The organism is Mucilaginibacter sp. P2_A5 (assembly GCF_056404995.1).
Genome location: NZ_JBFUCY010000015.1, coordinates 162,846 through 182,060, shown reverse-complemented (window position 1 = coordinate 182,060; position 19,215 = coordinate 162,846). Strand labels below are relative to the sequence as shown.

Here is a 19,215-nt window from a genome sequence, read left to right as displayed (position 1 = left end):
GATTAAGGTAGGTTACATACGTGTTACGCACCCGTGCGCCACTCTCAAGGAAAGCAAGCTCTCCTATCCCGTCCGACTTGCATGTATTAGGCCTGCCGCTAGCGTTCATCCTGAGCCAGGATCAAACTCTCCATTGTAAAATGTCTAGTTTGTCACTGACCCTATTATTAATAATAGAATCTGTATATAATTATATCTTTATACAGTATCTAACTTTTTGTTATCATAACCCGTTTGCCTCTCGCTTTCTGCTTTACGCCTTCCGCTTTCCGCTCCCGTGTTACTCTACATGATTTTCTATTTCTTAAAAGAACTTTCTCGCTTCATCATCCGAATCCGCTATATGTTTTGTTGGATTTGCATCCATCTAACTTTTCATTTCTATTACCAGAATCGCTCCGGCTTTTTAACTTCTTCTGCTCCGTAAAGCAACCCTCCGTTTGGGTCTGCAAAGGTAGAAAACCTTTCCGCTTTTCCAAAACTTATTTTTTCTTTTTTTTTCTCTCGATTTCTAAAGAATCTCTTCCGTTTTGTCCGCTTACCACTTCTCTTTTCTCCCTCCGTGGCGGGGTGCAAAAGTAGTAAACTTTCTGGATTTCCGAAATTTTATCTGAAGTTTTTTTTGAACCCTTGTTTTTTCTTCTCTCTCCCCTATTCCTGCTTCAAAAAACCCCTTCAGTAACCTTTCTAAGAACAATCCCGCTTCCTTATTTGCGGGCTGCAAAGGTACGCGCTTTTGCCGCTTCTGCAAATCGTTTAAAGCTTTTACACTACAATTTTGCATAACAGCCTATATTTCAGCAAGGAAAAATTGCAGCTTACGGCAAACAATACATGATTTAGTGGAAATAGGCAGCGTTGGGATGGTTCGGGAGTATATTATATATTAACACTATCAGCCATCACAACTTTACTAACATGGCGGCTTTGCATACTGTTCGGCAAAAATGATATGGGTTGGGTCAACCTGTTAGGCTTCCTGCTGCGCAGGGCCATCAAACAAAATCAATAAGGAAACATGTACTACCTGTCAATCAATTTCCAGGTGAGTATCCGCTGGCATGGGTAAATATGTTTTTTTTATAATGATTGAATAATTTAGAGGCCGGCTTGCTCCAATAGCTGCATAAAATATTTCATAGCTCCAGCGGTGATGCCGGTACCCTTACCTTGTTTCCAAAGACAATAAATATCGCTTATCGACTTTAATTGTTCAAAATCGGGAATGACTTTTTCAACAATTATAGTTTTAATTTCTCTAACGGCTAATCCGGTGGTGTAATGATTATTCACAACCCACCATTTGTCGCCACCGGGTTGGATATAATATCCGATACGACGCCTATAATGTTCCTGGGCGTTTAATGGCATAACCGTATCAGATAGTTCATACAGCTTTTTTGATATGATGTTTATATTAAGGGTAAACTTCAATATATCAGCCGTTGAACTAAAACTACTTTGTAACCCTATACTATAAACAAGATCATCCGTTGTTTTTGAAAATATATTTCCGGCCCGTTTATAACCAAGCGGCTTAAGTATATCAGCTAACCCGGTAATAATTGTTTTTTTCAACTCTTTAGTACTCATATAACCAATTAATGCATACAGCCCACATATATTCTCGATTTCAACACAAAAGCTTTTTCGCCAGGTTTAATTGCACTTAAAGCGCTATCAGCACTTTTCCTGGTTTCATAAATACCGGCAACCAAAGCAATCATTTTAGATTCAGATCCCGGCTGATATTCATCCAGGTACTCCAGGCTTAAATATTCAGAGAGATATCTGCGGGGGTAATATTCACCTGCATACATCTCATCGTCATCGTCGTCTGGCAATTGGATCAACCCTTTGGTTTTATCATAATAACGGCCTAAGGTATCAATAGCCAGGCTTGATGATTGATGCAGATTGAACATTTCAGTCCTGAGCTCATCATACCTTTTACCTGTATCAGCAACCAGTACATAATAGTTGGCATAGGCGTTAAGTTGTTCGTCTGTTTCGGATGTATCAACTCCGGATGCTTTGAAAGTTGCAACTGTTTTATAACCGGCTTGCAAAACACGAACGGGCTTTACTTCCATATTTGTTATCACCGGCGCCTGTTTGGGTTTGCAGGCAACCATAATAAATAAGGCTATTAACAAAAAATAAGGCTTCATATATGAATAAAGGTTATTCAAATATAGGCTAAAGCATTTAAAAAAAGCGATTAAGATTCAAAAGCCGCCTCCAGTAAAGAGAGGACTCATTAAGGGTTAATATTCCAAAACCACGTGTGGCTTAAATGTATCTGTTTTCACTTTGGCCTTTAGCTCGTGTAACATATTGTATAAACCAAAATTGGTGCGGTTTACATATATAAAGTGCTTAACACCACGAGTTTGTTTAAATTCGGGCATTTTGGATAAGCGCTCGCCAAAGGCAAAAAGCTGGTCGAAGAATTCTGATTGGCTAAAATCGAAATAACCATCAATGTAAGGCATCGCAAACAGGCTTATCATCTCTTTAAACTGCCCGTAAAAAAACTCAACCTGCGCCGGGGTATCGTCCTTACGGATCATATCCAGCAAGCGAAAAGCTTTAATAGTTTCTTCCTTGTTATCCAACAGATTGGTTGACGTAAGCGAAAAGAAAGGATAGTAAAAATCCTCGGGCATCTCTTTAATACAACCAAAATCGATACATCCCAGTTTACCTTCGGGTGTTATCAGGAAATTACCGGGATGCGGGTCGGCATGTACAGCACGCAGCTCATGCTGCTGAAAATTGTAAAAATCCCATAGGGCCTGCCCTATCTGGTTTCTTAATTCCTGCGATGGGTTGGTGGCCAAAAACTCTTTAAGATGTTTCCCTTCCAGCCAATTCATGGTAATAATGCGCTTACTGCTCAACTCCGGGTAATAAATAGGGAATACCACATTATCGAGATTGCCGCACGCGGTAGAAAATTCAATGGAACGGCGTACTTCCAGTTCATAGTCGGTTTCTTCCAGCAGGCGCTCTTCAACCTCGCTCATGTACACATTCAATTCCTTTTCACTCATGCCCAGCATCCTAAAGGCAAATGGTTTGATGAGTTTCAAGTCGGACGAGATGGACTCGCCGACACCGGGATACTGAATTTTTACAGCAAGCTTTTTCCCGTTCAGTTCGGCCTGGTGCACCTGCCCTATTGATGCGGCATTGTTTGACCGGATGTTGAATTTATCAAAGATCTGATCGGGATTTTTACCAAAATATTTCCTGAACGTTTGCACAATCAGCGGCCCCGAAAGCGGCGGCGCGTTGTATTGCGATTGCGTGAACTTATCAACATAAGCTTTTGGCAGCAGGTTTTTATCCATGCTAAGCATCTGCGCTACCTTAAGGGCGCTTCCCTTTAACTCGCTTAATGATTGGTAAATATCAGCCGCATTATCCTCGTTCAGCTCGGATTTATCCATATCCGGGTTGAACAGTTTTTTTGAATAATGCTTAATATAATTACCACCTATCTTAAACCCTGTTTTTACAAATTTGGCGCTGCGTTCTACTTTGGTTATTGGTATGCTATTTTGTTCAGCCCCCTCTAAACGGCGAAGCCCTCCCTCATCTCCCCCGGAAGGGGAGACTTTGTTGTTCTCATCTGTCATATTCGATTCTTAAAACCCCATGCACAATTACTTTCCACCATTTTTAACCAGGAACTTTCCGTATTCGAAAAGATTGTCAATTGGCGAGCGTTGAAACAGATCGAACGTTACATTAACACCTTTTTCAATAGCTTCATCGGTTTTCTCAAATCCTGCCGAGTTATCATTTACCCAAAAGTTGAGTACAAACACAAATTGCACCCAAAGCGCATCTTTATAACGTTTGCTAAAAAATTTACGGTCGGTAAGTTCTGTAGTTTCTATGCCTTCTTTCAATATCTCTTCGGCAAAGCTTTCGAAAGCCGTTTTCATCGGTTCAAAAACGCGGGGTGTAGTAAAACCTCTTGGCTGTTTTTTAATGGAATATATAGCAAAGCTGCGGCTGCCCTTAAGCAGTTCAAAAAAACCATAAAAGTAAGATAAAGCCTTTTCGCGGGCAGTGTATTGCGCCCAAACTTCCTGTACTTTTATTTCGTTGATAGTTTTAGTAGCAAAACCAGCCCAAATAGCCTGTTCCACTGCCTCAAACGAGCCAAAGAACTGGTAAAACTCTGCCTCGGTCATTTCATTTTGCTTCGCAAATATATATACCGACTTAGGCTCCGAGCCTTCGGTTAGCACATAGTCAATATATGCGTTCTGGATACTTTCGATAGTTGCCATATTTGATTTGGTTGGCCTCACCTAAATCATCTCCAAAGGAGAGGACTTTTGATTGGCGTGTTGGTTATGTAATTATTTTAATAAACCGTTACTTTTCCGCTCTCCTTTGGAGGGGACTGGGATGAGGCTTATATAAACATCTCCACGGTCCGCTGCAGCTCTCTTGCCTGCACAACACCGGCCTGGCGCCATTTGGTTTGTCCTTTTTGGAATATCATTAATGTTGGTACGCTTTGTACACGGTAAGCGCTTGCCGCTTGCGGGTTTTTATCGATATCAATCTTGATGATTTTTACTTTATCGCCAAGGGCGTGCTTTACATCTTTTAGTATAGGCGGCATCATTTTACAGGGGCCGCACCATTCGGCCGAAAAATCGACCAATACCGGAATTTCTGAAGCTATTATATCCTGGAAATTTGCCATAATTTTTTCGCTATTTAGTTCATTGCTAATGGTTAATAGGTATTAGCTATTGTTATCAATAATAACCATTATTTTAGATAAAAGTTTATTGAACAGAAGCTTAATTGGGAATATGACTTTCCGACTATGAACCCTTAACTATTAACCATGAACAAGAGCACAACAACCGGAATTTACTTAACGCTGGCACTTTTTATTACCTCGTTTGCGGCTTTAGCGCAAGACAAACCCACCGTTATACCACTTTGGCCAAATGGCGCACCCGGCTTCGAAAACAGGCGAAATGAGCCCGAACAGGCAAAGGATTACTGGGTAAAAAACATCCACAATCCATCGCTTACTGTTTTTACGCCCCCGGCAGGTAAAGCCAATGGCGCGGCAGTAGTGATATGCCCTGGCGGAGGCCACCGTTTGTTGGTTTATACCGCCGAGGGTATTGAACCGGCCAAATACCTTAATGAGTTGGGTGTTACTGTTTTTGTGCTGAAGTATCGGTTAGGCCGCGATACCTTATCGCCATATAAAATTGATGTACACGCCAAACAGGACGGGTACCGGGCAATGCGCCTGGTACGTAGCAAGGCGGCCGAATATGGCCTGGATACCAGCAGAATAGGTCTGATGGGCTTTTCGGCTGGCGGTGAGGTTGTTGATATGGTTGCTTTTGGCGATGGCAAAGGCGATCCTAATGCCGCCGATCCCGTTGACAGACAGAGTGCCCGGCCTAAGTTTATTATACAGATTTACCCCGGACCTTTATACATCCCCGATGTGGTACCTGCCGATGCGCCGCCTGCCTTTTTATTAGCGGCGAATGACGACCCATGCTGCGCGGTGCCGGTGGTAAGTTTGATGCAAAAATACCGGGAAGCTAAGGTGCCTATTGAGGTACATTTGTACGCCCGGGGAGCCCACGGTTTTAACATGGGCAAACGCTCGAAATTACAGAGCATCAGCACCTGGCCACAACGTTTGGCCGACTGGCTGGCCGACAACGGTTACCTAAACCCGGCAAGTAAGGAGAGGAAGAAAATTTTACATTAATTATCCCGAAAACTTCATAAAACTACAGTTTTCTGCCAAAATTTGGCAAAAAACAGCAAATTTTGAGCAATTAATCAACACTTAGGTAGCAAAAAATATTCACAGATTTACAAAAAAATACAACTTTTTATAACTTTAAAAAGTATCTGCATCAAAGGTAAAAAGGTAGCCGCATTTAGCACTTAATGCCTTTTTCCGTAGCCAAAATCAGTAGCAAAACAGCCCGGCCATCACTATTGATAGCCGGGCTGTTTTATTACTATGCTTCCCCTGAAATGCACCCTGCAAATCAAAAGCTCCTCCTTCAGGGGGCGGGGGGCTATTGTATTTTATAGCAACTTTCAACAAAGGCCGTGCTTCGGGAAGCTGCGTATACTACATTGTTTAATATTTGGTAACCCGTGGTAACACTTCGCATCTGGCGTATTAAAACAATCCCGGTAGCATTGTCAATCACATAAACACCATTGGTATTGCTATTTGAATATTGCTGGCGCAGGGCGCTTTCAAAAGCAACAGTGGTAGTTTTATCCGTTTTTGATTCAATCCAAAACGTATTTTTCACGTTGGTGCCGGCACTGGTGGTGGTATCTACCCAGGTATAACCCTTTTTCATGGTTTGAAGTGCTGCGTAATCTACAGTTAGCCCCAAGGAGCCGCCTTTAACCAGCTGATCGTTTTGCAAACCGGTAAATGCAAACAGCGTATCATTAACAGCCTGGTTACCGCCGCCACCTTTAACAGCAAAAATAGTATCCCTGGTGCCCAGGCTAACGTTTGTTGTTTGCCCAACCATTGCGGTAAACCGTTTTTGGATATATGAACCGGTATCTGACGGCTGATCGGAATTATACGCCATCGATTTACCCATAGCAAACAAAGTATCGGCAATACGCTTGGTAGTAACCGCAACCTCGAAACCCGATTTTGTTGCATCGGTAACGTTATAGTTTTTTGTTACTGATGAATTGCTGCTGATAGTAAATTTTTGATCATACCGCGCCAAAATAGTGTTTGAGTTTACCAGGGTTGTTTTTTGGTACCCATCGCCTTTTTTAAACGCCAGTTGGCGGTGCTCATCCGCAACAGCCGCAGGGGCCGTTAAAGGTGTAACCAGGGTAGTATTTAAAAGGGCGCCTGCCGGTAATTCTGCTGCCTTTTTCATCTCAAGCCTCAGCGGTGCTGTTTGGGCAAAGCATATCCCCGCAACCACTACAAGCGATAGCGTTAAAAGGGCTTTTAGTTTTTTTATATATGTTCTCATTTTATCTTTTTTATGATTGGTCTTTGGTTCATAGATTATGGTTCATGGTTTTGTTTGTGACTTATAGTTCATTGATCATGGTTTTATTTGTGACTTATAGTTCATAGATCATGGTTCATAGGCGGAAAAATCCTCGCAAACATTTTCTACCAGATCCCAAAAAGGCCATGAACTATCAACCATGAACCATGATCTATGAACCATCAACAAACAACCATTTCCAATTAATGTAACGGTTTTAAGCCAGGTATAGGTGGCGGCATTTTTATCGGCGGCGGCGTTGGTATCGGCGGCGGCGTTGGTATCGGCGGCACCGGTGTTATCGGCGGCGGCGTTGGTATTGGCGGCGGCGTCGGTATTGGCGGCGGCGTTGGTATCGGCGGCGGCGTTGGTATCGGCGGCGGCGTTGGTATTGGCGGCGGCGTTGGTATCGGCGGCGGCGGCGTTATCGGCGGCGGCGTTGGTATTGGCGGCGGCGTTGGTATCGGCGGCGGCGTTGGTATTGGCGGCGGCGTTGGTATCGGCGGCGGCGTTGGTATTGGCGGCGGCATTTTTATAGGCGGTACGGGCGGTATAGGCGGTGGTACATTCCAATCTGAGCGGTTCCCTTGTGCTTTGGCATGCTTTACGCTGGCCAGCAATGTTGCTGCTGCAACCATGGATACGATGATTATCTTTTTCATAGTGTTAGTTAATTATTGTTCATTAATCGGGTAAGCGAAAGGGGCAATCCAATCGAAAATGCCATGTTGACCCTGTCTGATGAATACTTCGTTAAATTGGCAACGCCAATGCCCAGGCTAATTGGCGTTTTAAATGGCCGTATACCGGCCGATAAGCCTAAGTTCATGCCTGTCCATTCGGCGTTGACGGTTAAATGGCGCACCACTTCAAATGATACACCTCCAAACACGGCCGTACCATGCTTGCCTTTACCGGCGGCAATATCGTTGGGGCTTTTTTCATAAAACCGGCCGCTGCCCAAACCAATGGTATAGCTTAGCCTCGAACTGCCCGGCGTAAGCGATGGCATAGTTTGTACCGCGTGGCTTATCGCCATAAAAAAGGTTGATCCCGGCGAATCCGAATATTTATCGGCTGCAAACATTTGTAGCGCGCCTGCCGCTATGCTTGTACCAACAAACAGTTTCCGGCTCAGGATAAAGTTCCCGGAAAAATCTCTGAACTTGTGCACATCGGTCATATTTACACTGGCTGCGAAATTTACCGCCTCAACGGGGTTGCCTACACACACGCCTGCCGAGGCAATCAAATCGGGTTTATTGTTTCTGTAAACTTCGGGGTATGCACCGCCGAGGCCGCCAAAAATATACATCCCAGAGCCGCCAAAACCTGTAGGCGTTAAAAGCGCCATGGGCGCATCGCTGGGATAAAGTTCACGCTGGCCTACCTGCGGCACTTCCTGCGTGGCAGCCACATTGGGTTTCATTGCTAAAAATGAATCAATTTGTTGTTTTAATTCTTTTTCGAACGCGTTTTGGCTAAATGCTGATTGAGCTAACAGGCAAAGTGCAATTACCGCACAATACGTGAATGATAGCCGTGATTTGCAAATCATAGTGAGGGAGATTAGGTTAAGTAATAAGTAGGCCGTTAATTATAGCGCCTGCTAATTGGCAACAGGCTGGTTATGCTTTAACTAAGTTGTAATTTTTTTTCGACAAAACAATGTACATTGCCAAATAAATTTATTTAGGCTTAAATAACAGTAATACAACAATATACTTGCCTGTCTTATTGAAATATCAGGGGCGTAATGATTTCGCCAGGGCGAAAACAGCTCCGTTATACTGCCGTACGAAGCAGGTAAATGCAGGCTTACCGCCCGACCGCCGGTTATCGGGATTACATCAAAACAGAGCTGGCCTGGAAACTTTGGCAAGCCTGTAAATGCAGGCCCGCACATGTGCTTTATCGTATGCTTTGCATGCGCATTATCCGGCTTCAAAGGCTTGGGTTTATCCCTTGCTATTATTACTGCGCCTTCCGAAGATCGTTCCTGCGCAAGCGCTGTTATGCAAAACAGCATGATTACAATTGTGGCTATCAGATATTCCATTTTTTTAGTTTTAGGTTAAAGGGTTTAAAAAGGGGTGTAGGGAGTGGTTGTGTGTGCAATTCACCTGCGCGGTTAAGGGCTAAATAAGTATATTTTTTTCATGATTGTTTTGGTTGTTTGTTGATACAATTTTACGGCGCGGCGGTAAGGTGCACAATACAAAGTAGTTTGTATTTTTGGGGGAGATTGGGGGCTGGAACCTAAGGGATGAAACAATGATTTTAGCGATAGATGTACATTATAAAGCAGCAGGGGCCAAAGCTGTTGGCATTTTGTTTAATTGGGAAGATGCTTTTCCTGAAGAGGTAATTATCGAGTATATAACCGAGGTAGCCGACTATGTACCCGGCGAGTTTTATAAAAGGGAACTTCCCTGCCTCCTGAAAATTATTGAACAAATAAGTTTAGACAATATAGATGCTATTATAATTGACGGCTACGTTTATATTGATAATGACATGAATTTTGGCCTGGGCGGCCGGCTTTGGGAAGCTTTAGAAAAACGCGTCCCGGTTATCGGTGTTGCAAAAACATCTTTCTTTAAAAATAAAGATACCGTGAGGGAATTGAAACGGGGAATTAGCAATAGTCCCTTGTACATATCATCAATTGGGATGGAATTAGATGCCAGCGTGAGTTTTATCAAAAATATGAAAGGCGATTATAGGATGCCCGATATTTTAACGTTGTTGGATAAGAGGACAAAGGAGGATTGATGTGTCCTTTTCCTCTTCACGAAAAAAAACAATATGGGCATGTCCCCCGCCGGTAGAAGCGGCGGCCGGGCTTTTCGTTCATACTGCGCAAGGCATTAGCCACAGGCCGGTATCCACTTCAATCCCTCATGCAAAAGCCGAAGAATCTTTCGGCTTTTGCAACTCAATTCGAATATTAACGGGTCTGCGGAACGGTGCCGACTATGACATAGCCGTTCACCCGGTCAACCTGTATTTCCATCAGCGTAGTGGTATTTGGAAAAAAGAACGATGGTGTATCGGAACTGGTATTCGTTGAGTCATAGATCAGAATGTTCTGCAGATTTTTGGTGTAGTATCCGATTTCTTTGTCAACTGCCGGGACATATACCTTCATAAAGATGCCAAAGCCTGCTTTCATCTCAGGATCTTGACTTATCTCTGCAGTCAGACTTTCCAACTCTGTGGTATTAACTAGTAACCGGCGATAACTGGAGTCTTTCGAAAAGGTGTGAGCTTCCCCATTTACAATTTCGTTGATCCGCCTGCTGTAATCGTATTCTGCCGCGCTCTGATCAATAGCTTGCTTGTTATCTGTCTGTGGGAGTTCATTAACGACAATGCCATCAGCCCTGCTTTTCAGGTAGACTGAAAAATCTAATGTAAAATCCATAGCTGAACGATCTTGATAATCTACCGCATGCACCAGAAACTGCTGGAATTTTGGATTAGCAGATTGGTTATAGGCATCTGCAGTAAAGGTTGTAAGGTCATTCTGCAAAGCTCTAAAATCAACCTCATTTTCCATTTGCAGTGCTCTTACCAGCAGGTTGTTGATGGCCGACGGATCGATCGACTCAACCGATGATTCGGTAATAATCGAACCGTGATCAAGTCCCGTGAGTACACCGAAGGCAATATCGCTGACAGGTTTTGTTGTTACCCACTGATGCCCCGGTGTACTGTCTGAAAGATTGTCTGGCTGGGTAAACTGTAGGCAAAGCTTCGCCGAGTTCAGATTAGTACCTGCTATAACAACAGTACCATCTGTTCCGGGCTTATTCAACCAGCCTCGGATGCCCTTATAATCTGTATCGCCAACCATCACAACTGTACGAATATGATCTGGCATAAAATACTTGCTCTCCCCGAGCAGGTCACTATGAGCAAGAGTCCATTGATAGGAACTGCCGAGTTCCAGGCCGTCCAGCATTATCTTCCCGGTTTCCAGCATATCACCCACCTTCCAGCGTCCCTTGACCAGTCCGCCTAAAAAAGACTTTCCCATCTGGGCCAGCGGCGAGCCGAAGTTTGCCGGAGCCAGCATGACCAGGTTAGTCACAGGGCAATCGGCAATTTTTCCGGTTTTACCATAGTATCGCCACAGCCAGTGGCGCACCACCAGCCCGCCGGTGGAATGCACTACGATTTTCAGATCATAATCCGATTTACCGTTATTATAGATCAAATTTTTCAGGATCAATTCATTATTAAACCCCTCAATTACATCTTCGTAAGTAATATTGTCTTCCCGGGATTCATAATCTGCATAATAGATGGTATCTACCTGTCCTATATCTCTGCTGATCAGAAAGGTTTTCATATCCTGAAACGAGGCCGAGCAGTCGCTCCAGCCGTGAATAATCAGTACTCTGGATGGTTTGTTCATTACGCAACTCTTATTTAAAGGGTGAACCGTATTTAATGATTAATAATATACTTAGGAATACTGCCACAGCAGCCCAGATTTTTGCTGCCAAGTCCTGGCAGTATTTGATGTCGTCCCGCTGCGCACTGTTCATGCGGTTCTTTCCATCAGCCCCGAAAATGTAGGTGTATTCAATTAAAAAAAAGCAGGGCGGACCAATAATCCATGTTCCATATATAAGCATATCCCACATGCTGTAAGTAGTTGGTATATTTTTCTTGGGAGGCGTTGAAAAGTCAACACCTTGATAAATGAAAATGACGGAGGCAATCAGCACACAGATGACAACCCAAAAAAATGTTTTTTGATAAAGTGAGGAACGCCAAAGCTTGGCTTCCGGCTGCGGGAAACCAAGAAGTTGCTGACAATCATCAATCGCTTTAAGAATCGCTGCGTCGCTGGTGAGGGGTCTGACACTTTCCAGCGTGTCATTCACCTTCTGAATATCAGGCAGTATTGTTTCCATAGTACGTGATAGGTTATTGATTGAACACCCAATTTACTATTAAAATTTCGACAAACCCCAATAAAAAATACTATTTAATATTTCATCCGCCCACTGGCGACCACTCAAAACTTGCTCTAACGGGGGCCTCATTTTACAAACAGGCTGCGGCTTTTACAAAAATGTATTTTCCCAATTCAAAAAAATATTATATTTGAAATGACCTGAATATTTTATGATACGTTTGCCCCCTTACGTCTGTCATTTATTTCTAAAACCTAACCAAAATAATTCGCATGAACGAAACAGAGCTTACCGTCGAAATCAATACCTTAAAAAAGGAAATTGCAAATTTGAAAAATGATGCTGAATCTGACAAAAAGAAAGATTTTTGGATCAAATTAGTTTCATCTATTCTGTTGCCCTTAGCAATAGCCGCCTCTGGTTATTGGTTTTCAATGGCAATAAAAACCCAGGAGTTGAAGTTTACGGCAAAGCAAACGCAGGAGCGCGATTCTGTGGCCAATGCGCAATATCAACAACAATTGCAACTTTCGCTGAAAACACAACGCCTGGAAAGCTATAAACTTATCACTCCCCTTTTGGATATCATGACTGGCCCGGATGATAAGAGAAAAGCACTTGCAACCAACCTGATCATGCATATTATACCTGACGAAGGCCCTCAAATCTTAAATATAGCTATTAGCGCAGATCCCGCTAATAAAAAAGTATATCAAGCCAAATTGGACGATCAACAAGCCAATCTCATAGCTGGCTTATTTGCATCTAACAGTACAGACAGGATCAGTGCGGCAAACGAGATTATGGTAGGTTGGTATAAAAATGCGGACATGATTCAGGGAATGGTTGATTATGCCAGCCAACACATGGATAATTCAAATGGCATTTACAATACGGTAATAGTTTTAGGAAATATGCATGGGCGGGTATTAACAATTAAAAAGAACGCCGTTCAATCTTTTTTAGAAAAAGTAATGGCGATGAAAGGCATGAGCAAAACTGTTTCGCTTGCATCTGACTTACATGCTGAAATGTCGAAGTTGTGATAATTAATATAGCAGGCTTTTGAGCCTCAGCCGCCACCCAGTGGTTAACGGGTTAGCACTCATCCTAAGTAATTAATATGTAGATCCCTGTTGTTAATCTATATCCGGGATTTTGTATTTTTAATGGAGGCCCAATTTACAAAACGGAGGCGTTTAGGTTGACGATAGATAATAATTAATCGCCCTAAACACACGGCGCATACTTAGCACGCGGCTGATATCTCACCCTTTCGGGGCTATTATAGAGGCACTTTTAATCGATGGGCGACGCCCATCGCAATCGTATGTCACCCTTTCAGGGCCGGGTAATCGGAATCCTGGCACAGCGTTTTTTACACATCCAAATTTTGAACTTTGACAGCCCTGAAAGGGCGCGATATGCCAACACAGGGCAGCGCCCTGTGCCGTGATGGATACAATATACACGCACGACAGCCCTGAAAGGGTGGCATATACCCGGCGAGGTACTGTGTATGTAGAATAGGTTCGTTCATACAAACTTTCCGCTGGCCGATTTGTATGGCTGATTTGCACGCGGGAGACGCATGTGATGCGCCTCTACGGTTGGGCAAGCAGCACATCAAATGCAAAAAGCCCAACTTTCGCCGGGCTTTTCAAATATTTAAATGGGATTTATTATACCCCTAACAATAACCTTGCAGGATCTTCCAGTAATTGTTTTACACGTACCAGGAAGCTTACCGATTCGCGGCCGTCGATGATGCGGTGATCATATGACAGGGCCAGGTACATCATTGGGCGGATAACCACCTGTCCGTTTACGGCAACAGGGCGCTCAATGATGTTGTGCATACCCAGGATAGCCGATTGCGGTGAGTTTAATATTGGTGTCGACATCATCGATCCAAACACACCACCGTTGGTGATGGTGAATGTACCGCCTGTCATCTCAGGGATAGTCAGTTTGTTTTCGCGGGCTTTACCGGCCAATACTACGATGGCTTTTTCAATTTCGGCAAGGCTAAGGCTATCCGCGTTACGAATAACCGGCACAACCAGGCCTTTAGGGGCCGATACAGCGATAGAAACATCGGCATAGTTACTGTATACAATCTCCTCGCCTTCTATACGGGCATTTACTGCAGGCCAATCTTTCAAAGCCTCGGTGACTGCTTTGGTGAAAAACGACATAAAGCCTAAGCCAACGCCATGTTTCTCTTTAAATTTATCTTTGTATTTGCTGCGTAACTCCATGATAGGCTGCATATCCACTTCGTTAAAAGTGGTAAGCATGGCTGTTTCGTTTTTAACGGCTACCAAACGCTTGGCAACAGTTTTACGTAAGGAAGTCATTTTCTCGCGTTTCTCGCTACGCTCACCAGCAACAACAGGGGCGGCGGCAGGAGTTGGAGCACTGGCAGGCTTAGCAGCGGCGGCAGGTTGTGCAACAGGTGCATTTTGCGCGCCTAAGGCGTCGCCCTTGGTAATACGGCCATCAACACCTGTACCGGACACGGCTTTAGGGTCAACGCCTTTTTCGGCTAATATTTTAGCAGCCGCAGGCGATGGGGTGCCAGATGCATAGGTAACACTTCCGGGCTGTACCGCTGCACCGCCACGGGGCGATTCGTCGGTCGCGCTTACAACTGCTGGGGTAACTGCAATAGGGGCAGCGCCTACACCTTCAATGGTACACACAACAGCACCAATTGGCAATACATCGCCTTCTTTGGCTATGGTTTTTAATACGCCTGCTTTTTCGGCAGTTAATTCAAATGTGGCTTTATCTGATTCCAGTTCGGCAATGGCTTCGTCCATTTCAACGGCATCACCATCTTTCTTCATCCAGCGCGATAAAGTTACCTCGGTGATTGATTCACCTACGGTTGGCACCTTAATTTCTAAAGAACCACCACCGGTAACAGGTGCAGGAGCAGCAACGGGCGCGGCAGCGGCAACGGGGGCCGGTGCAGGTGCGTTAGCTACAACTTCGGGCTGTGGTTGTGCAGCCGACGCAGGGGCAGCAGCGCCTTCGCCCTCTTCAATATTGGCAACCAATGCGCCAATGGCTAAAGTATCGCCCTCTTTGGCAACAATTTGTAAAGTACCTGCACGCTCGGCAGTAAGTTCAAAAGTGGCCTTGTCCGATTCTAACTCGGCAATAACCTCATCCATTTCCACGTGATCGCCGTCCTTTTTTTTCCAGCTTGCCAGGGTTACTTCTGTTATTGATTCACCTACGGTAGGTACTTTGATCGCTAAACTCATATTTTAGTAATTGTATATTTTTGAATGGTTGTACGTTATACGTTTTAAGTTGTACGTTTTGCATGCTCAGCTAACGTTGTATGTTATACGTTTTGCATGATCACATGTAACGCGGTAAGTTATACGTTTTGCATGGTTACGTATAACGTACCACGTAAAACGTATTACCTAACTCAATCCGCTCCGGCATCAGCCATTTTTTTGGTTGTCTTTTTAATTGCTTCTTTTACCACTTTACCCGCAGGCGCTTCAAATGCTTTTGAAACAATGTACAATTGCTGCGCGGCATGCTGTTTGGCAAAACCGGTAGCAGTGCTGCTGCCCTCGTTACGTGATATCACATTCAGGTTAATTACCGTATCGTTATGGAATTTGCGGCAAATGTATGGCCATGCGCCCATATTTTCGGGCTCTTCCTGTACCCAGATAAACTCGGTAGCTTTCTCGTATTTGGCTTTTACCTTTAGTATTTGTGTAACAGGGGTTGGGTATAGTTGTTCTACACGAACAATGGCAACGTCTTTGCGTTTATCGGCTTGTTGCTTATCCAGCAAATCGTAGTAAACTTTACCGGTGCAAAGCAAAACGCGTTTTACTTTTTTAGGATCGGCGTAGGTATCGTCAATCAGCTCGTGGAATTTACCGCTGGTAAAATCTTCTATCGGCGATACACATTTAGGGCTGCGTAATAAACTCTTAGGTGTAAATATGATAAGCGGCTTGCGGAAATCGCGGTGCATTTGCCTCCTTAATATATGGAAGAAGTTTGCAGGCGTAGTACAATTAGCTACCTGGATATTATCATCGGCACAAAGCTCCATAAAGCGCTCCACACGGGCCGATGAATGCTCGGGGCCCTGGCCTTCATAACCATGAGGCAACAACATAACCAAGCCGTTACCGCGCTGCCATTTAGTTTCGGCACTGGCAATGTATTGGTCAACTATGATCTGGGCACCATTAAAGAAATCGCCAAACTGCGCTTCCCAAATGGTTAAGGCGTTAGGGTTGGCCAAAGCGTAACCATACTCAAAACCAAGTACACCATATTCAGATAGCAACGAGTTATAAATGCTCAGTTTTGCTTCAGTTTCGATGGTTGCCAATGGCGTATATTCATCCTCCGAATCGGCCAGGGTTAATACCGCATGGCGGTGTGAGAAAGTACCACGCTTAACATCTTCACCACTTAACCTGATAGGATAGCCTTCTTTTAACAGGGTTCCGTAAGCTAAAAGTTCGCCCATGGCCCAGTCAAAAACTTTGGTTTGGTTAACCATCGTTTTGCGGTCTTCAAACAGTTTTTCAATTTTTTTGAAAAACTCCATGTCGGCCGGCAGTGTGGTTAACTTATTACCTATGGCTAATAATTCTTCTTCGGGTACCGATGTGTCAATTGCTTTAACAAACTCTTTATGGCTGGCCAGGTGCAAACCGCTCCAGGCGCCTTCAAACATGGCAATGGTATCGGTAAACCTGTCTTCGGCTTTTGATTCATCCAACTTTTGCTGCAATTCATCCTTGAACGCCTTCTCTACCCCTTTCAGGTAATTGGCATCAATGCTGCCTTCATCAATCAGTTTTTGATTGTAAATTTTCAGCGGGTTAGCATGCGCCTCGATAGCCTTGTACAACAGCGGCTGGGTGAATTTTGGTTCATCAGCCTCGTTGTGGCCGTAGCGGCGGTAACACAGGATATCAATAAATACATCCTCGTTAAATACCTGCCTGTACTCCATAGCCAGGTTAACAACATAGGCCAAAGCCTCCACATCGTCGCCATTTACATGGAACACCGGGGACAGGACAGTTTTTGCCACATCGGTACAATACGTACTTGAACGGGCATCTTTATAGTTGGTGGTAAAACCTATCTGGTTATTGATAACCAGGTGAATGGTGCCGCCGGTGCGGTAGCCATCCAGTTTTTCCATTTGTAAAACTTCGTAAACAATACCCTGGCCTGCAACAGATGCATCCCCATGGATCAATATAGGAGCGATTTTTGAATGATCGCCATTGTATTTAAAGTCGATTTTTGAACGGGTGATACCTTCTACAACCGGATCAACAGCCTCTAAGTGCGATGGGTTGGGGCAAAGGCTCAGGTGCACTTTTTTCCCGTTTGATGTAGTTACATCCGTTGAAAAACCCAGGTGGTATTTAACATCGCCACCAAAAGGCGATTCGGAATCAAAATTTTTGCCTTCAAATTCCAGGAACACCTCTTTATAGGTTTTCTCCATGATGTTGGTAAGCACGTTCAAACGGCCGCGATGCGCCATACCAATGATGAACTCTTCGATACCCAAATCGGCACCTTTTTTAATAACCGAATCCATGGATGGGATCAGCGCTTCGGCTCCTTCGAGCGAAAAACGTTTTTGCCCCAGGAATTTAGTACCCAAAAAGTTTTCGAAAGTAACGGCTTCGTTGAGTTTATTCAGCATCAATTTTTTCTCGTCGACGGTGAAAGATGGCGTGTTACGGTTTTTCTCCATCCTATCCTCAAACCATTTGATTTTGATAGGGTTGCGAATATACCTGTACTCGGCGCCAATAGCACGGCAATAGGTATCTTCCAGTAACTGGCGGATGTCTTTTAATTTGGCAGCACCCAGGCCAACTTCAACACCGGAGTTAAAAACGGTATCCAGGTCGGCCTCGCTTAAGCCAAATGTTTCCAGCTCTTTACCGGGGTAATAGTGGCGGCGCTCGCGTACCGGGTTGGTCTTTGCAAAAAGGTGCCCGCGTGAGCGGTATCCATCTATCATGTTTAATACCTTGATCTCTTTTAAAAAGTGATCATAAGTTTTATCATCAACGCCCGGTGCAGCTGTTGAAGCTACCGTGCCTGTTGCATTTGTATTTATGTTAAATTCAAACCCCTCGAAAAACTTTTGCCAGCCATAATCTACCGATTCGGGGTCTTGTTTGTATGCTTCGTATAAGGAATTGATGTAGTCTGCGTTGCCGCTATTGATATAATTTAGACGATCCATGTGAAAATGATCTTTAAAACAGTGCAAAAGTAAGCATATACGGTAATATACTTCACAATTAATTGTAAAGAAATTCAGTTAAAAATGATGCAGTTTTGATGGGAATGAGTGGTTTGGAGGGTAAAATATGGTTGGTTAGTATTGAAAAACAATAAAACTTAATCTGGCCATATCTTTCCTCCTGCTGTCAAATAGAACTGTTAGCGGTGCGGAACCTTGGCCCCCGCCATTCAGAATCTAAAGTTTTGACATTTTCTGGTGAGCAATTGTTGAACAAATATTGTTATTTTTGTTAATATGAATGCAGATTTAAACATCAATGAAATCCTGTTGCAGGTTGAACGACTGGACAAAGAAGATCAGCTAAGTCTTTTAGAAAAGCTTGCATTAATGATCCGTAAATCTGAACGAAAACAAAAACAGACAAAACTATCTTCACTATCCGGCATAGGCTCATCTTTATGGAGCAACTTAGACATTGATGAATATGTAGATCAGGAAAGACAGTGGTAGTTACCGAATTTAATCAAAAGCGAATTTTTCTGGATACAGCCCCATTAATTTATTTTATCGAAGGCCATTCTATTTATCAGGACAAGTTAACCAAATACTTTTCTTCCAATGACAACGGCGATTTTACTTTCATCACATCGTCAATTACTTTATTAGAGGTATTGGTTAAACCGTTAAAAGAAGGGAAGCATAAACTGGTAGCCCAATATAAAAACATACTTTTAAATGCAACGGGAGTCCAAATAATCGAAATCTCAAACGAAATAGCTGAAAAAGCGGCTCAGCTCAGGGCTAAATATGGGTTAAGAACTCCTGATGCCTTACAAATAGCTACAGCCTTAACAAATCATACTGATTATTTTTTGACCAACGATCATAGATTGGCAATTATAAGTGAAATAGAAACTGTCACCTTATTGGACTTACAATAAAA

Annotated in this window: 18 protein-coding genes and 1 rRNA gene; 5 read left to right on the top strand and 14 right to left on the bottom strand. The window is 43.6% G+C overall.

Annotation, left to right across the window (positions count from 1 at the left end):
* From AC1DXF_RS15180 to trxA, 6 genes are all read right to left on the bottom strand, one after another.
* A 16S ribosomal RNA gene (locus tag AC1DXF_RS15180) occupies window positions 1-137 on the bottom strand; the annotation flags it as partial.
* A 961-nt stretch (window positions 138-1,098) separates the two neighbouring features.
* Entirely contained in the window at window positions 1,099-1,593 is a 495-nt protein-coding gene (locus AC1DXF_RS15175; protein ID WP_477449564.1) for a DUF4304 domain-containing protein, read from the bottom strand.
* A gap of 8 nt (window positions 1,594-1,601) precedes the next feature.
* The gene (locus tag AC1DXF_RS15170; protein ID WP_477449563.1) at window positions 1,602-2,171 is read right to left on the bottom strand and encodes a hypothetical protein; all 570 of its coding nucleotides are present in this window, start codon (window positions 2,169-2,171) and stop codon (window positions 1,602-1,604) included.
* A 96-nt stretch (window positions 2,172-2,267) separates the two neighbouring features.
* Window positions 2,268-3,644 carry an ABC1 kinase family protein gene (locus AC1DXF_RS15165; RefSeq protein WP_477449562.1) on the bottom strand — a complete coding sequence of 459 codons (1,377 nt, stop codon included), beginning with the start codon at window positions 3,642-3,644 and terminating at the stop codon, window positions 2,268-2,270.
* Window positions 3,645-3,671: 27 nt separating this feature from the next.
* Window positions 3,672-4,307, bottom strand: coding sequence for a TetR family transcriptional regulator C-terminal domain-containing protein (locus tag AC1DXF_RS15160; RefSeq protein WP_477449561.1), 636 nt, complete (start codon window positions 4,305-4,307; stop codon window positions 3,672-3,674).
* 128 nt (window positions 4,308-4,435) lie between these two features.
* Window positions 4,436-4,732, bottom strand: coding sequence for a thioredoxin (gene trxA / locus AC1DXF_RS15155; protein WP_090652262.1), 297 nt, complete (start codon window positions 4,730-4,732; stop codon window positions 4,436-4,438).
* Between the two features lie 147 nt (window positions 4,733-4,879).
* Here trxA and AC1DXF_RS15150 point away from each other — a divergent pair, with 147 nt between their 5' ends.
* On the top strand, window positions 4,880-5,776 hold the full coding sequence (locus AC1DXF_RS15150) for an alpha/beta hydrolase (RefSeq protein WP_477449560.1): 897 nt from the start codon (window positions 4,880-4,882) through the stop codon (window positions 5,774-5,776).
* A gap of 319 nt (window positions 5,777-6,095) precedes the next feature.
* On the opposite strand, the gene AC1DXF_RS15145 is transcribed toward AC1DXF_RS15150, so the two are convergent.
* The 4 genes from AC1DXF_RS15145 to AC1DXF_RS15130 form a co-directional block, all read right to left on the bottom strand.
* Window positions 6,096-7,040, bottom strand: a complete 945-nt coding sequence (locus tag AC1DXF_RS15145; RefSeq protein WP_477449559.1) for a hypothetical protein — start codon at window positions 7,038-7,040, stop codon at window positions 6,096-6,098.
* Between the two features lie 108 nt (window positions 7,041-7,148).
* Window positions 7,149-7,634, bottom strand: coding sequence for a hypothetical protein (locus tag AC1DXF_RS15140; protein WP_477449558.1), 486 nt, complete (start codon window positions 7,632-7,634; stop codon window positions 7,149-7,151).
* 97 nt (window positions 7,635-7,731) lie between these two features.
* A complete protein-coding gene (locus AC1DXF_RS15135) occupies window positions 7,732-8,619 on the bottom strand; it encodes a hypothetical protein (protein ID WP_477449557.1) in 888 nt (295 codons plus the stop codon).
* 81 nt (window positions 8,620-8,700) lie between these two features.
* Entirely contained in the window at window positions 8,701-9,120 is a 420-nt protein-coding gene (locus AC1DXF_RS15130; RefSeq protein WP_477449556.1) for a hypothetical protein, read from the bottom strand.
* Window positions 9,121-9,335: 215 nt separating this feature from the next.
* Between AC1DXF_RS15130 and AC1DXF_RS15125 the strand changes: the two genes are divergently transcribed.
* Window positions 9,336-9,836: an endonuclease V gene (locus AC1DXF_RS15125; RefSeq protein ID WP_477449555.1), complete on the top strand. Its 501-nt coding sequence runs from the start codon at window positions 9,336-9,338 to the stop codon at window positions 9,834-9,836.
* Between the two features lie 175 nt (window positions 9,837-10,011).
* Here the strand turns inward: AC1DXF_RS15125 and AC1DXF_RS15120 are convergent, their stop codons facing one another.
* Together AC1DXF_RS15120 and AC1DXF_RS15115 are read right to left on the bottom strand one after the other, a co-directional pair.
* Window positions 10,012-11,484, bottom strand: a complete 1,473-nt coding sequence (locus AC1DXF_RS15120; RefSeq protein WP_477449554.1) for an esterase/lipase family protein — start codon at window positions 11,482-11,484, stop codon at window positions 10,012-10,014.
* Between the two features lie 10 nt (window positions 11,485-11,494).
* A complete protein-coding gene (locus AC1DXF_RS15115) occupies window positions 11,495-11,989 on the bottom strand; it encodes a hypothetical protein (protein ID WP_477449553.1) in 495 nt (164 codons plus the stop codon).
* Between the two features lie 275 nt (window positions 11,990-12,264).
* Between AC1DXF_RS15115 and AC1DXF_RS15110 the strand changes: the two genes are divergently transcribed.
* Complete coding sequence (locus AC1DXF_RS15110; protein ID WP_477449552.1) at window positions 12,265-13,038, top strand: hypothetical protein; 774 nt, start codon at window positions 12,265-12,267, stop codon at window positions 13,036-13,038.
* A gap of 636 nt (window positions 13,039-13,674) precedes the next feature.
* Here AC1DXF_RS15110 and odhB read toward each other — a convergent pair.
* On the bottom strand, window positions 13,675-15,267 hold the full coding sequence (gene odhB / locus AC1DXF_RS15105) for a 2-oxoglutarate dehydrogenase complex dihydrolipoyllysine-residue succinyltransferase (RefSeq protein ID WP_477449551.1): 1,593 nt from the start codon (window positions 15,265-15,267) through the stop codon (window positions 13,675-13,677).
* 173 nt (window positions 15,268-15,440) lie between these two features.
* Window positions 15,441-18,269 carry a 2-oxoglutarate dehydrogenase E1 component gene (locus AC1DXF_RS15100; RefSeq protein ID WP_477449550.1) on the bottom strand — a complete coding sequence of 943 codons (2,829 nt, stop codon included), beginning with the start codon at window positions 18,267-18,269 and terminating at the stop codon, window positions 15,441-15,443.
* A gap of 297 nt (window positions 18,270-18,566) precedes the next feature.
* Between AC1DXF_RS15100 and AC1DXF_RS15095 the strand changes: the two genes are divergently transcribed.
* Window positions 18,567-18,782 (top strand): hypothetical protein, encoded by a 216-nt coding sequence (locus AC1DXF_RS15095; protein WP_147053055.1) that lies wholly within the window; start codon window positions 18,567-18,569, stop codon window positions 18,780-18,782.
* Window positions 18,776-19,213 carry a type II toxin-antitoxin system VapC family toxin gene (locus AC1DXF_RS15090; RefSeq protein ID WP_477449549.1) on the top strand — a complete coding sequence of 146 codons (438 nt, stop codon included), beginning with the start codon at window positions 18,776-18,778 and terminating at the stop codon, window positions 19,211-19,213. Before AC1DXF_RS15095 ends, AC1DXF_RS15090 begins: the two co-directional genes overlap by 7 nt.
* Window positions 19,214-19,215 lie beyond the last annotated feature (2 nt).

Excerpts from the sequence above, each read along its gene's own strand:
- AC1DXF_RS15125 (WP_477449555.1), top strand. The coding sequence starts at position 9,336 with ATGATTTTAGCGATAGATGTACATTATAAAGCAGCAGGGGCCAAAGCT.
- odhB (WP_477449551.1), bottom strand. The coding sequence starts at position 15,267 with ATGAGTTTAGCGATCAAAGTACCTACCGTAGGTGAATCAATAACAGAA.
- AC1DXF_RS15165 (WP_477449562.1), bottom strand. The coding sequence starts at position 3,644 with ATGACAGATGAGAACAACAAAGTCTCCCCTTCCGGGGGAGATGAGGGA.
- AC1DXF_RS15175 (WP_477449564.1), bottom strand. The coding sequence starts at position 1,593 with ATGAGTACTAAAGAGTTGAAAAAAACAATTATTACCGGGTTAGCTGAT.
- AC1DXF_RS15135 (WP_477449557.1), bottom strand. The coding sequence starts at position 8,619 with ATGATTTGCAAATCACGGCTATCATTCACGTATTGTGCGGTAATTGCA.
- AC1DXF_RS15130 (WP_477449556.1), bottom strand. The coding sequence starts at position 9,120 with ATGGAATATCTGATAGCCACAATTGTAATCATGCTGTTTTGCATAACA.
- AC1DXF_RS15115 (WP_477449553.1), bottom strand. The coding sequence starts at position 11,989 with ATGGAAACAATACTGCCTGATATTCAGAAGGTGAATGACACGCTGGAA.
- AC1DXF_RS15110 (WP_477449552.1), top strand. The coding sequence starts at position 12,265 with ATGAACGAAACAGAGCTTACCGTCGAAATCAATACCTTAAAAAAGGAA.
- AC1DXF_RS15170 (WP_477449563.1), bottom strand. The coding sequence starts at position 2,171 with ATGAAGCCTTATTTTTTGTTAATAGCCTTATTTATTATGGTTGCCTGC.
- AC1DXF_RS15150 (WP_477449560.1), top strand. The coding sequence starts at position 4,880 with ATGAACAAGAGCACAACAACCGGAATTTACTTAACGCTGGCACTTTTT.
- AC1DXF_RS15145 (WP_477449559.1), bottom strand. The coding sequence starts at position 7,040 with ATGAGAACATATATAAAAAAACTAAAAGCCCTTTTAACGCTATCGCTT.
- AC1DXF_RS15100 (WP_477449550.1), bottom strand. The coding sequence starts at position 18,269 with ATGGATCGTCTAAATTATATCAATAGCGGCAACGCAGACTACATCAAT.
- trxA (WP_090652262.1), bottom strand. The coding sequence starts at position 4,732 with ATGGCAAATTTCCAGGATATAATAGCTTCAGAAATTCCGGTATTGGTC.
- AC1DXF_RS15160 (WP_477449561.1), bottom strand. The coding sequence starts at position 4,307 with ATGGCAACTATCGAAAGTATCCAGAACGCATATATTGACTATGTGCTA.
- AC1DXF_RS15120 (WP_477449554.1), bottom strand. The coding sequence starts at position 11,484 with ATGAACAAACCATCCAGAGTACTGATTATTCACGGCTGGAGCGACTGC.
- AC1DXF_RS15095 (WP_147053055.1), top strand. The coding sequence starts at position 18,567 with ATGAATGCAGATTTAAACATCAATGAAATCCTGTTGCAGGTTGAACGA.